The 12375-nt window shown below is 33.7% G+C and carries 14 protein-coding genes; 7 read left to right on the plus strand and 7 right to left on the minus strand.

Features of this window, described 5'->3' with window-relative positions; translation table 11 throughout:
- The first annotated feature begins 39 nt into the window (after window positions 1-39).
- Both ACNQF9_RS05165 and ACNQF9_RS05170 read left to right on the plus strand, forming a co-directional pair.
- On the plus strand, window positions 40-462 hold the full coding sequence (locus tag ACNQF9_RS05165) for a hypothetical protein (protein ID WP_417959173.1): 423 nt from the start codon (window positions 40-42) through the stop codon (window positions 460-462).
- A gap of 147 nt (window positions 463-609) precedes the next feature.
- Window positions 610-1026, plus strand: coding sequence for a septal ring lytic transglycosylase RlpA family protein (locus ACNQF9_RS05170; RefSeq protein ID WP_417959174.1), 417 nt, complete (start codon window positions 610-612; stop codon window positions 1024-1026).
- Here ACNQF9_RS05170 and ACNQF9_RS05175 read toward each other — a convergent pair whose 3' ends face one another.
- Window positions 1027-1494 (minus strand): CYTH domain-containing protein, encoded by a 468-nt coding sequence (locus ACNQF9_RS05175; protein ID WP_417959175.1) that lies wholly within the window; start codon window positions 1492-1494, stop codon window positions 1027-1029.
- 377 nt (window positions 1495-1871) lie between these two features.
- Between ACNQF9_RS05175 and ACNQF9_RS05180 the strand changes: the two genes are divergently transcribed.
- From ACNQF9_RS05180 to ACNQF9_RS05190, 3 genes are all read left to right on the plus strand, one after another.
- Window positions 1872-3959, plus strand: coding sequence for a recombinase (locus ACNQF9_RS05180; protein ID WP_417989752.1), 2088 nt, complete (start codon window positions 1872-1874; stop codon window positions 3957-3959).
- 47 nt (window positions 3960-4006) lie between these two features.
- Window positions 4007-5089 (plus strand): DNA polymerase IV, encoded by a 1083-nt coding sequence (gene dinB, locus ACNQF9_RS05185; RefSeq protein ID WP_417989753.1) that lies wholly within the window; start codon window positions 4007-4009, stop codon window positions 5087-5089.
- A 95-nt stretch (window positions 5090-5184) separates the two neighbouring features.
- Entirely contained in the window at window positions 5185-5700 is a 516-nt protein-coding gene (locus ACNQF9_RS05190) for a PAS domain-containing protein (protein WP_417989754.1), read from the plus strand.
- Window positions 5701-5757: 57 nt separating this feature from the next.
- On the opposite strand, the gene ACNQF9_RS05195 is transcribed toward ACNQF9_RS05190, so the two are convergent.
- The 6 genes from ACNQF9_RS05195 to ACNQF9_RS05220 all read right to left on the minus strand — a co-directional run bounded on the left by ACNQF9_RS05195 (window position 5758) and on the right by ACNQF9_RS05220 (window position 11150).
- The gene (locus ACNQF9_RS05195) at window positions 5758-6528 is read right to left on the minus strand and encodes a Bax inhibitor-1/YccA family protein (RefSeq protein ID WP_417989755.1); all 771 of its coding nucleotides are present in this window, start codon (window positions 6526-6528) and stop codon (window positions 5758-5760) included.
- Between the two features lie 165 nt (window positions 6529-6693).
- Entirely contained in the window at window positions 6694-8124 is a 1431-nt protein-coding gene (pyk, locus tag ACNQF9_RS05200; protein WP_417989756.1) for a pyruvate kinase, read from the minus strand.
- Between the two features lie 5 nt (window positions 8125-8129).
- Window positions 8130-8618 carry an IPExxxVDY family protein gene (locus ACNQF9_RS05205; RefSeq protein ID WP_417989757.1) on the minus strand — a complete coding sequence of 163 codons (489 nt, stop codon included), beginning with the start codon at window positions 8616-8618 and terminating at the stop codon, window positions 8130-8132.
- A 113-nt stretch (window positions 8619-8731) separates the two neighbouring features.
- Entirely contained in the window at window positions 8732-9472 is a 741-nt protein-coding gene (gene rnc / locus ACNQF9_RS05210; RefSeq protein WP_417959182.1) for a ribonuclease III, read from the minus strand.
- A gap of 6 nt (window positions 9473-9478) precedes the next feature.
- Window positions 9479-10732 carry a beta-ketoacyl-ACP synthase II gene (gene fabF / locus ACNQF9_RS05215; RefSeq protein WP_417959183.1) on the minus strand — a complete coding sequence of 418 codons (1254 nt, stop codon included), beginning with the start codon at window positions 10730-10732 and terminating at the stop codon, window positions 9479-9481.
- Window positions 10733-10913: 181 nt separating this feature from the next.
- Window positions 10914-11150, minus strand: coding sequence for an acyl carrier protein (locus ACNQF9_RS05220; RefSeq protein ID WP_007137004.1), 237 nt, complete (start codon window positions 11148-11150; stop codon window positions 10914-10916).
- 176 nt (window positions 11151-11326) lie between these two features.
- On the opposite strand from ACNQF9_RS05220, the gene purN reads away from it, so the two are divergent.
- Both purN and rnhA read left to right on the plus strand, forming a co-directional pair.
- Entirely contained in the window at window positions 11327-11896 is a 570-nt protein-coding gene (purN, locus tag ACNQF9_RS05225; RefSeq protein WP_417959184.1) for a phosphoribosylglycinamide formyltransferase, read from the plus strand.
- A gap of 2 nt (window positions 11897-11898) precedes the next feature.
- On the plus strand, window positions 11899-12372 hold the full coding sequence (gene rnhA, locus ACNQF9_RS05230; RefSeq protein WP_417959185.1) for a ribonuclease HI: 474 nt from the start codon (window positions 11899-11901) through the stop codon (window positions 12370-12372).
- Window positions 12373-12375 lie beyond the last annotated feature (3 nt).

Here is a 12375-nt window from a genome sequence, read left to right on the forward strand (position 1 = left end):
CCTTTTTTTCTTATATTTGTTAAAACAAAAATATTATTTATGTACGATTTTATTCAAAAATTTCATTCTGGATGGGCTTATTTAGCGCTTTTGGTATTAGTGGTTGCAGTGGTTAACTCCTTCATCGGATTGTTTTCTAAAAAAGAGTTCGCTTCAAAAGATCGAAAAATTGCATTGTTTGCTTTAATAGCAATCCACATCCAATTATTGATTGGTGTCATTTTATATTTTGTATCCCCGTTAGGTTTCGCTTCTTTAGGACAAATGGCGGATAAGGCATTACGTCTGACTTCATTGGAACATCCATTAATAAATATTATTGCAATTGTATTAATTACAATAGGTTGGTCTAAACATAAAAAAATAATTTCGAGTGAATCAAAATTTAAAACCTTTTCAATTTTTTATGGTTTAGGTTTAGTCCTTATTTTGAGTAGAATTCCATGGAATATCTGGTTATAAAAAACGAATTAAGCTCTAGAAATAGAGCTTTTTTTATCTAGGTATGGTTTTTGTAAAATAGATTCAACTAATACAATATATATGAAAAAATCAATTACTTTGTTTTTTTTACTGGCAGTCATTAGCTTAGTCAGTAGTCAAACTTCTATGAGCGATAGACAAAAAGCTTCCTTTCAAAGAGACTCTATCAAAAAGAGTAAAATGGCACCTGATATTGAAGAAAAAAGAATAGATTCTCTGGTTAATGTATTAGCGGTTTTCAAACCTTTCAAGAAAGAGGCTCATGCCTCTTATTATGCGGATAAGTTTAATGGGCGGAGAACCACTAGTGGCCGAAAATTTGATAATAATAAATATACGGCAGCACATAAAAAGTTGCCCTTTGGGACTAAGGTAAGGGTGACTAATGAGAAGAACGGAAAATCTGTGGTTGTCGAAATAACAGATAGAGGACCTTTTGTAAAGTCTAGAGAAATTGATCTTTCAAAACGTGCATTTATGGATATTACGTCTAATAAAAGTAGCGGAGGAATGCAAGTGACCATAGAAATAATGGCAAAATAATTACCATTTTTTAAAAGGATTAGTACTTATATAGGCATTGTAGTACCGTACGTCTCCACTTACCTCTTGCCCGAGCCAATTTGGTTTTTCAAAGACATCGGTTTCTGAATCAAGTTCAATTTCGGCGATTAACAATCCTTCATTTTCGCCATGAAACTCATCCACTTCGATTATATGGTTTCCGCTTTTTATCTCAAAACGAGTTTTATCGATGACTCCTTTTTCACATAAAAGCAATAGTGCCTTAGCTTCGGTAACAGGAATTTCTTTTTCCCATTCAAAACGAGAGAGTCCATTACTATTAGAAGCGCCTTTTATAGTCAGATATCCTTTATTAGCTCTTATGCGTACACGTACTGTTCGCTCTGGAACGGAACTTAAATAACCTTGTGCAATAGGACTTTCTGCGAAAGCTTCTTTTTTGAACGAATCGTTTTTAACTAAAAATTTTCTTTCTATTTCAATCATTTCTTTGTTGTTTTTAAAATATCTTGAACATTCATTTTGATAATCAGCTTTGGTTTTGCACGGATAAAAATTGTATTGGGAAAAGCTTCTGTAATCGCTTTTTTATATTAAAAAGAAGTTTTTTAGTCTACTATTTTCAATTTACAGGATGAATGCCTTGCTCAAAGGTATCAAATATTTTACTTTTTGGGTTTACGCTTTATGTCCCTATTTTTAGAATTTAAATTTTGACTTGGATAGTCTTCTCTAAACCAATAGAAAATAACAATTTAAAATAAAAAACTAAAAGTTTCGTGGTTTTTTGTAATCGCTATTTTATGAGTAAGTTGCTGAAAGTTCTTTTTTGATTTGTATTTTTACAAAAATTGAATGGAGTCATGATAGAATTTTTTAAAGTAAAATCAAAGTCAACACCAGCAGGAATACTAACTGAATTTTTTGGTGAAGCAGAATCTTGGCGAGAAACAAATGACAGTTTAGTACCCTTAATTGAGTTGATAAGGCTCATTCGCCCGTTGAAAGCTAAAAAAGTAGAAACGGTAGACTTACAAGAAATTATTTCTTTTCTAAAAGAAAATTATTCTTGTCGCAAACAGCTTTCCATTTACCTTAAAGAAATTTTAAAAGATAAAAAGTTCAATAAAATACTATCTGACGCAGCTATTCTACAAGATGTAGATTTTATTTTTGAAGTCAAAAAAAGAATTTTCGCGAAGGTTTTGCCCTATCAGCCTCAAATAAATACTTTAGAATACATTCTTAATCAGGTATTCTATTTAGCTACAGATACGATCTGGATGAACAAGATTCCGGTTGGTCAGTTGGAAGAATTATACAGTCTTCTAAAATTTAAATCCATTTATGAAAATCCGGTACAAAATTCAGCTTTGTCAGAATTGTTGTTTGCAATGTACCTAATCACTCAGCGCATTAGTGGGCGGGCTATGGAAACGGATGTAATCAAAATGGTACCCGAGTTTGATGATTATGCAAGCCCATTTTCTGCTTATGAAAAAGAATTATTTCATCTGGAAGATAAGATCAGAAATTCAGATAATCATTTTATTACTTCACATGATTTGTCTTATGCTCAGTTATTAGTTTTGCATAAACAATGTGAAAGTTTTGTCGACAAAGCGTTTCATAACAGTTCAAAGTATGGGATTTCGCTTCGTGTAAATCAAAACTTATTAAAAATAAGGCAACAATTAGATCGATTAAAGCATTTAATTCCGTTGTTAATAATAGATAAAGAGGAACAAAAAAGGAGTAATGCAATTGCATTAATGTTGCAGTTGATAAAATACAATTGTTACAAGAATAATGTTCGCAAATTCATTGGTGAAAGCACACAATTGATATCGTATGAAATAACACAGCATACAGCTAAAACGGGAGAACATTATATTACAGAAAACCGTCATGAATATTTTAAAATGTTCCGAACGGCATTAGGAGGTGGTTTGATAGTGGGTATTTTATGTGTTATTAAAGTAATGCTTGCTAAGGTGGATACCAGTTTTTTTGGACATGCGTTTCTTTATAGCGTAAACTACGCTCTGGGATTTATCACTATTTATCTATTAGGGTTTACTCTAGCAACAAAGCAACCGGCCATGACGGCTTCGGCATTGATTAAAGCGCTTGAAGAAGGGGGTTTAAAACAAGGTAAGGATTCCGAAAAATATAAAGCTTTTTCTATTCTTTTTGCACGTGTTTTTCGCTCTCAGTTCATTGCTTTTGTAGGCAATGTAATAATGGCTTTTCCAATATCATTACTTGGCATTTGGTTAATTGATTGTTTTTTAGATTATAATATTGCCGCATCCAAGTGGGAAAGGTTGCTTATTGATTTAAGTCCAATACATTCATTGGCTATTTTTCACGCTGCTATTGCAGGAGTATTCCTGTTTCTATCAGGAATTATTTCGGGGAGTGTAGCTAACAGAGACAAACACAATCAAGTTTATTTCAGAATTATAGAGCATCCCTGGCTAAAAAGGAGTTTTGGAAAAACTAGCACTTTGAAGCTAGCTAAACTGTATGAAAAAAGATGGGCTGGTATTATTTCTAATTTTTGGTTTGGTATATTCATGGGGAGTACCGTTTCGATTGGGTTGTTCTTGGGATTAAACCTTGATGTCAGGCATATAACCTTTGGTAGCGGAAACTTAGCGTTGGGATTATATGGAGCAAATTATGAAGTAAGTGATTCCATGTTGTTTTGGGGAATTTTCGGAATAGGAATAATGGGATTGGTTAACTTTATGGTTAGTTTCAGTCTTTCTTTAGGTCTTGCATTCCGTTCTAGGGCCATCTCATTATTTGAATTACGATTTGTGATGATTTCTATTTGGATCCATTTTAAATCAAGACCTTTAAGTTTCTTTTTCCCCACAGAAGAGAAGCAAAAATCCATTGTAGTCAAAAATTATTTACATACTGAAGTGCCTAAAGATTTGTAAGTTGGTACAAGAGAGTCGAAAAAGGAGCGATTAATAATTTGTTTATCATGCAGGAATTAATTCCAAATAGAAAAATTATACACGTTGACATGGATGCTTTTTACGCTTCGGTGGAGCAAATGGATGATCCATCATTGCGAGGTAAGCCTATTGCGGTGGGAGGATCTGAAAATCGCGGTGTAGTGGCTGCTGCGAGTTATGAAGCCAGAAAATTCGGGGTTCGTAGTGCAATAAGTGGCATAATGGCCAAGAAAAATTGTCCCGAACTTATTTTTGTAAAACCAAGGTTTGATCGGTATAGGGAAATTTCGGATAAAATTCAAAAGATTTTTTATGAGTATACGGATTTGGTAGAGCCATTATCGCTCGACGAGGCTTATTTAGACGTTACTAATAATAAAAAAGGAAACCCAAGTGCTACTTTATTGGCTCAGGAAATACGGCAACGTATTTTCAATGAAGTAGGTTTGACTACTTCGGCAGGAATATCGGTTAATAAGTTTGTCGCAAAAATCGCTAGTGATTTCAATAAACCTAATGGACAAAAAACTGTCACTCCAGATGAAGTTATTTTATTTCTGGAAGAATTACCCATTCGGAAATTCCATGGCGTAGGGAAAGTTACCACTGAAAAAATGTACCAGTTGGGTATTTTTACAGGAGTGGAACTAAAAGGGAAGTCCTTAGAGTTTTTGGAAAAACATTTTGGGAAATCAGGTAATTTTTATTTTAACGTGGTTCGAGGAATTCATAATAGTGAAGTGAAATCTAATAGGATTACAAAGTCAGTTGCTGCGGAACACACTTTTGATGTGAATCTGTCATCTGAAATTTTTATGATAGAAAAATTAGAAAGTATTGCGACTACCTTAGAAAAAAGATTAAAAAAACACAGTATAGCAGGAAAAACGATTACTTTAAAAATCAAATATAGTGACTTCACGCAACAAACTAGAAGTAAAACGTTACCCTACTTTATTTCAGATAAAGGATTAATTTTAGAAATCGTAAAGGAATTACTATATCAGGAGCGTATGAAGGATTCCGTCCGTTTACTAGGAATATCATTAAGTAACTTAAACACTGAGGAGAAGAAATTTGTTGTGGTGCAATTAAAATTTGATTTTTAATTTAGTGTTTGGTGCGTTCAACAATGGTTAAAGTCTTATAATTGTTATTTTATATTTGTAAATAAAATTACATTTGACTTTTAAATAGAAAAATCATGACTAATCTTAAACAATATGAAGATGCTATAGCTTTGTATCACAATAGCTTGAGTGTTAAAACGGTTCCCGTTTATTGCTGGGATTTTCACAATAATTTTTTAACAGCAGTAAAAAAATTTTTTTTGGATATAAACAAGCTCAATTCAATTGCTTCACAAAACAGGTGGATTCATAACAACTGGGATTTAAGAAACAGCCTTAAAGAAGAAGTAATAATTGTTACAGATGCTAAATTTAAGATCGTTTTTGCTTCACATAACATAGAAAAAATGAATGGATATGTGGAAGCCGAAGTTTTGGGGAAAAGTCCAAAAATGTTTCAAGGAAAGGCCACAAATCTAACCATTTCAAATGAGATCCGTAAGGCAATAGCAGACCAGGAGCCATTTGAGAAAACGGTTATGAATTATAAAAAAAACGGAGATATTTATGCCTGTTTGATAAAGGGATTTCCGGTTTTCAATATTAAAGGACAGCTAAGTCATTACATTGCTTTTGAAAAAGCTGCATAAAAAAGTAAAAACCTTTCCAATTAGAAAGGTTTTTACTTTTTTAATGAAACCATGCTATTAGTTTTTACTGTTCAATTTAGAAAGTAATCGTAAAAACTCAATATATAGCCATACCAGGGTAACCATTAATCCCATTGCTCCATACCATTCCATAAATTTCGGCATTTTTTGTTCAGCACCTTTTTCAATGCGATCAAAGTCTAAAAATAAATTTAAAGCCGCAATCACTATAACAAAAACGCTAATTCCAATACTCATCATGGAGTTGCCATAATGTACCGGTTCAAAACTAGTGAAAAGGGAAAACATCCACGATATAAGGTAGTACGTTGCGATGGCTAAAGTAGCAGCCACAACTACTGATTTGAATTGTTCTGTCACTTTTACAATTTTATATTTATACAGTCCCAGACAAATCATAAAAGTTATAAATGTTGCTCCAACGGCTTGGAGTACTATACCGGGATACATCGCTTCAAATATAGCAGAAATCCCACCTATAAATAAACCCTCAAACACCGCATAGCCGGGAGCTAAATACGGAGAATATTGTGGTTTAAATGCAGCAGTCACTACTAGAATGAGCCCAACAATAGCGCCTCCTATGGCCGGAACCATCGGGTTCATGCCATTAAACGTTAACCACCAGATTACTGTTGCAGAAGCGGTAAGGAGTAGAAATAAGATTAAACTCTTATTGATAGTGCCTGATAAAGTCATCTCGTCGTTATAATCAATAATCGTCGCTTGATGTATTTCCTCTTTTTTTGAGACTGCAGCCGAAAAAGTTTTGTTATTTAAAAATGGATTTTTTGAATTAAAACTCATGGTTGATATAATTTTTGTTATTCAAATGTAAATTTTATTTTGCAGAAGACTGTTTAATTGTTCTTAAATTTTTCGAAGTAAATAGAGTTTTTTATTTTCTGAAAAACAATAAATCCGTCTTGTTTATCTAACGAGACGGATTTATAATATTTGTTTAAATGGCTTTTATTCTATTTCAGAAACCCTTAAGGTATTAACCATTCCTTTGTCTTTAATTGGCATAGCTGCTAAGTTAATAAGATAATCCCCTTTTTGTACAAAACCTTTTTGTCGTACAATTTCGTTTATATCCGTTACTGTATCATCAGTACTTACTGTTTTTTCATAGAAGAACGATTTTACACCCCATAATAAATTAAGTTGAGTAAGGATTCTTTTGTTTGAGGTAAACACTAAAATATGTGCATTAGGTCTCCAAGCTGAAATTTGAAATGCGGTATAGCCACTATTTGTCAAGGTACAAATTGCTTTAGCTTTGATTACATTAGCCATGGTTGCAGCGTGATGACATATTGTTTTAGTAATAAAGCGTTTGGTTTTTATCTGTGGGGTATTTTGGGGTACTTGAATCAGTGGAGAATCTTCAACCGCTTCAATGATTTGTGCCATTTTTTGAATTACTTGAACGGGATAATTTCCAGTTGCTGTTTCTCCGGAAAGCATCACTGCATCTGCACCATCCATCACTGAGTTGGCCACATCATTCACTTCTGCACGAGTTGGCGTAAGGCTGGTGATCATTGTTTCCATCATTTGTGTAGCCACAATTACAGGAATACGAGCTGTTTTAGCTCTGCGAATCAATTCTTTTTGGACTAAAGGTACTTCATGAGCAGGAAGTTCAACACCTAGATCTCCACGAGCAACCATCAATGCATCACAATAGGCAACAATTTTGTCTATGTTTTCTAACGCTTCCGGCATTTCTATTTTGGCAATGATTGGAATTTTATACTCAGAATGCTCTGCAATCAATTCCTGTAGGTCTTGTAAATCTCTTGGTGTTTTTACAAATGATAAGGCAATCCAGTCTACGTTTTGGCCAATCGCAAAAATAGCATCTGCAATATCTTTCTCCGTCAGTGCCGGGAGTGATATTTTTGTATTGGGTAAGTTAACGCCTTTTTTAGATTTTAATTCTCCTCCTTGAATTACTCTTGCAATAACTTCTGATTTTTTATCAGTCTCAACAATTTCAAAGATTAGTTTACCATCATCAAGTAAAATTCTTTCCCCTGGATTTACATCATTTGGAAAGTTTTTGTATTTCATGAATACTTTTTTAGCGGTCCCAAGGATGTCCTCAGCAGTGGTAAATGTAATTAGGTCACCATCTCGCACTACAACTCCTTCTTCCATAATTCCTACACGAAGTTTTGGACCTTGTAGGTCACCCAGAATTGCTGTTGTGTAGCCAAATTCTTCATTAAGACCTCGTATCAGATTTATTTTCTCTTTCACATCTTCATAATCCGCATGCGAAAAATTTACTCGAAACACATTCACACCGGCGTCAATCATGTCTTTAATGATTTCTCTTGTACTACATGCTGGCCCAAGTGTGGCTACAATTTTAGTTTTTTTGTTTGTAAGCATTTGTATTAAAAAATTAAATTGTTTTTAGATTTTATTTTATTTGTATCTACTATGTAAACAGTTGATATGCTGTCTATGGTATTTAATAGGAGCTGAATTTTGGATACATCCATCGTATCGCCGTTATTTTCTATTTTCAAAAAATAATCCACTTTTTTAAATTCAGGTAGTAAAAAGACTTTTGTAGCTACTTCCATGGTTACATCTGAAAATAGATTTGTAGCGTTTCCTTTTTTATACTGGACGACCTCGTTTTTATTTTGAATTAAATTCCAGGAAATGGTACTTTCGATATTGTTATAATAAAATCTGGAAAAATTAGTTTCTCCTTCTTTTATATTGATTTGAATTTCATCGTCGCTTTTACTTAGATTTACAGGCAACTTTTGATTAATAAAAAATGCCAATCGATAGTCCTCTAAGGAAGTATGAATGGCAATAAGATAGTAATCTATTTCGTCAAATTCGCCAAGATCCAGTTTATGAATAGCCATTTCATGAAAAAATAAGTTGTAAATATAGTATTTCTACTGAAGTATCAACTCCCCAAAACGGGATGTTTTTGTTAATTTATGAACGAAAACGATATAGTTTTATGAATATGAAGTTATTTTCTATCCATTTTTTCTTGAAATGCAAAATAAGCGCGTTGGGATGCTTTTTCTTCGGCTTTCTTTTTAGAGGTAGCTCTTGCTTTTGCAATCACTTTATTGTCAATACTAAGTTTGACACCAAATAAGCGTTGTCCATCAATGGCATTGTCCTCAAAGATATCATAATGAAATATTTTTTTCTCTTTTTGGCACCACTCTATGACTAAACTTTTATAACTTATTACTTTTCCTTCAAGTCTGGCAATATCTACATAGGGAATGATAACTCTCTTTTGAATGAATTTTTCGCAATACGCATAACCTCCGTCTAAGTATATTGCTCCAACTAATGATTCAAAGATATTTCCATGTATGTTTTCGCCAAAATGCTGCAGTGGTACCTTGCTTTCTATGTATTGTACTAGATTTAGATCTTTGCCTAATTCGTTTAAATGTTCTCGGCTAACAATTTTTGAACGCATTTTTGTTAAATAACCTTCGTCGCCTGCTGGGGCTTTACTGAATAAATGGGCAGCAATAACCGCACTTAGCATTGCATCACCTAAAAACTCTAATCGTTCATAATTGATTGGATTTCCTAAAACATCAAGACGATTGGAGGATCTATGGGTAAATGCTTTTTTATAATAATCAAGATTTATAGGAGAAAACCCTAAAATTTTCTGAATAGAATCAAAAAAAATCCCGTCTTCTGGAGAACGGGATTTTGAAAATATTTTTTTGATTATACGCATATAGAATTAAAGTTCTAATTTTTTTACCAATACACAAGCATTGTGACCTCCAAAACCGAAAGTATTACTCATAACCACATTCATCTCTCTTTTCTGCGCTTTATTAAATGTGAAGTTGAGCTTAGAATCTATGTTTTCATCATCAGTAAAATGATTTATTGTAGGAGGTACTATTCCGTGTTTTAACGAAAGGATCGAAGAAATTGTTTCGACCGCTCCAGCTGCTCCAAGTAAATGGCCCGTCATGGATTTAGTTGAATTTAAATTCATGGTATAAGCATGTTCGCCAAAAACATGTAATATCGCCTTAGATTCTGCCATATCACCAAGAGGTGTTGAAGTTCCGTGCATGTTTACACCGTCAACATCAGTCGCTTGTAAACCAGCATCTCTCAAGCAGTTTAACATTACATTTTTAGCGCCAAGTCCTTCAGGATGCGGAGCAGTAATGTGATACGCATCTGCTGACATACCGCCACCGCCTATTTCACAATAAATTTTAGCACCACGAGCGATTGCATGTTCGTACTCTTCTAGTACTAATGCTCCAGCGCCTTCGCCCAAAATAAAGCCATCTCTGTCTTTATCCATCGGTCTAGAAGCTGTTTTAGGATCATCATTTCTTGTTGATAAAGCGTGCATGGCATTGAAACCACCCATGCCGGCAATTGTTACTGCAGCTTCAGAGCCACCCGTAACCATAGCATCTGCATGGCCTAACCTGATATAATTGAACGCATCAATAATAGCATTTGTAGAAGAAGCACAAGCAGAAACAGTTGTGAAGTTTGGACCTCTAAATCCGTATTTTATTGAAATATGGCCACCCGCAATATCAGAAATCATTTTTGGAATAAAGAAGGGATTAAATTTTGGTGTTCCATCTCCAGCTGCAAAGTTCAACATTTCAATTTGAAACGTTTCCAGTCCGCCTATTCCAGAACCCCAAATAACACCTACTCTGTCTTTGTCTAATTTTTCAAAATTAAAACCAGCATCAAGTACAGCTTCATCAGACGAAACCATTGCATATTGAGCATAGCGATCCATTTTTCTGGCTTCTTTTCTGTCTAAAAAATCTTCTGCATTGAAGTTTTTTAATTCGCAGGCAAAATGAGTCTTAAATTTTGAAGCATCAAAATAGGTTATTGGAGCTGCACCGCTAACGCCGTTAATAAGCCCGTTCCAATATTCTTCAATGTTATTTCCAATGGGTGTGAGAGCGCCTAAACCTGTTACAACAACTCGTCTTAATACCATAAATTCTTTATTTTTGTGTTCTTTAAACAAATAAAACCCATGCTTTCTTTATTGTATAACTATTACAAAAGAGCCATGGGTAATACAATAAATATAATTTTGATTGAAATACAATCTCGAATTTAATTTTAAAAAAAATAATAACACCCGTTTACAAAACTGTAAACGGGTGTGTACTTTATTATTTTTTAGCTTCCTCGATGTAAGAGATTGCTTGACCTACAGTAGCGATGTTTTCTGCTTGATCGTCTGGAATTTGAATGTCAAATTCTTTTTCGAATTCCATAATAAGCTCAACAGTGTCTAATGAGTCAGCTCCTAAATCATTAGTGAAGCTTGCTTCTGTTACAACTTCGTTTTCGTCAACACCTAATTTGTCTACGATAATCGCTTTTACTCTTGATGCAATGTCTGACATAATCTTTAATTTTAGAATTTAATTTGTTGGCAAAAATAAAAAACTTTATTTTAAAACAACTATTTAGTTAATAAATGTGAGATCTAATTTATGAAATTTATTTTAACAAAGCTGGTGCAATGTTATTTATTTTCATTTTTTATGCCTTTTTTTGTACCATTAAAACATGTTAGGTTATGAAAAAAATTATGATTTTTGCCTCTGGATCGGGTACTAATGCTGAAAACATCATAAAGTATTTTGAAAAAACAAAAACAGGAAGTGTTGTGGCGGTCTTTACAAATAACCCAACTGCTCGTGTGCTAGATAGAGCCAAAAACTATGATTTACCAACAGAGGTTTTCTCAAAAGAACAACTTTTTGAAGGCGAAGTACTACAAAAAGTAAATGTAATTCAACCTGATTTGATAATTTTAGCGGGATTCTTATTAAAATTCCCTGAAAATATCATTACTGCCTATCCCCATAAGATAATAAATATTCATCCTGCATTGTTGCCAAAATATGGAGGAAAGGGGATGTATGGAATGCATATTCACAGAGCAATTGTTGGGAATAAAGAAAAAGAAACCGGAATTACGATTCATTATGTTAATGAAAATTATGACGAGGGAAACATTCTTTTTCAAAAAAACATAATTTTATCAGGACATGAAACTCCTGAAGAAGTTGCCCAAAAAATTCATGAATTGGAACAAAAGTATTTTCCGGAAGTGATTGAAAGACTATTAACGCATAATTTATAATTTTGAATTCTCACGACGTACACATTTACACAGACGGGGCTGCTAAGGGTAATCCAGGAAACGGTGGTTATGGAGTAGTTATGGAATGGGTTGGAAAACCCTATAAAAAGGAATTCTATGAAGGGTTTCGTCGAACGACAAATAACAGAATGGAATTGCTGGGAGTAATTGTGGGTCTCGAAAAACTAAAAAATCCAAATACTAGGGTATTGGTGATTTCTGATTCTAAATATGTGGTCGATTCAGTAGAAAAAAAATGGGTTTTGGGCTGGGAAAAAAAAGGCTTTGCAGATCGGAAAAATGCTGACTTGTGGAAACGTTTTTTAATTGTTTATAGAAAACACAAAGTAGATTTTAAATGGATCAAAGGACATAATAACCATATCCAAAACGAAAGATGCGATGCGTTAGCGGTGATGGCTTCAATGCAAAAACAACTTTCTATAGATGCTTTTTATGAAAGTACGAGTGAGTGATCG

This window comes from Flavobacterium amylolyticum (assembly GCF_048284335.1).
Lineage (GTDB): Bacteria > Bacteroidota > Bacteroidia > Flavobacteriales > Flavobacteriaceae > Flavobacterium.

Coding starts and splice junctions, on each gene's coding strand:
- ACNQF9_RS05165 (WP_417959173.1), top strand. CDS start 40: ATGTACGATTTTATTCAAAAATTTCATTCTGGATGGGCTTATTTAGCG.
- ACNQF9_RS05170 (WP_417959174.1), top strand. CDS start 610: ATGAGCGATAGACAAAAAGCTTCCTTTCAAAGAGACTCTATCAAAAAG.
- ACNQF9_RS05175 (WP_417959175.1), bottom strand. CDS start 1,494: ATGATTGAAATAGAAAGAAAATTTTTAGTTAAAAACGATTCGTTCAAA.
- ACNQF9_RS05180 (WP_417989752.1), top strand. CDS start 1,872: ATGATAGAATTTTTTAAAGTAAAATCAAAGTCAACACCAGCAGGAATA.
- dinB (WP_417989753.1), top strand. CDS start 4,007: ATGCAGGAATTAATTCCAAATAGAAAAATTATACACGTTGACATGGAT.
- ACNQF9_RS05190 (WP_417989754.1), top strand. CDS start 5,185: ATGACTAATCTTAAACAATATGAAGATGCTATAGCTTTGTATCACAAT.
- ACNQF9_RS05195 (WP_417989755.1), bottom strand. CDS start 6,528: ATGAGTTTTAATTCAAAAAATCCATTTTTAAATAACAAAACTTTTTCG.
- pyk (WP_417989756.1), bottom strand. CDS start 8,124: ATGCTTACAAACAAAAAAACTAAAATTGTAGCCACACTTGGGCCAGCA.
- ACNQF9_RS05205 (WP_417989757.1), bottom strand. CDS start 8,618: ATGGCTATTCATAAACTGGATCTTGGCGAATTTGACGAAATAGATTAC.
- rnc (WP_417959182.1), bottom strand. CDS start 9,472: ATGCGTATAATCAAAAAAATATTTTCAAAATCCCGTTCTCCAGAAGAC.
- fabF (WP_417959183.1), bottom strand. CDS start 10,732: ATGGTATTAAGACGAGTTGTTGTAACAGGTTTAGGCGCTCTCACACCC.
- ACNQF9_RS05220 (WP_007137004.1), bottom strand. CDS start 11,150: ATGTCAGACATTGCATCAAGAGTAAAAGCGATTATCGTAGACAAATTA.
- purN (WP_417959184.1), top strand. CDS start 11,327: ATGAAAAAAATTATGATTTTTGCCTCTGGATCGGGTACTAATGCTGAA.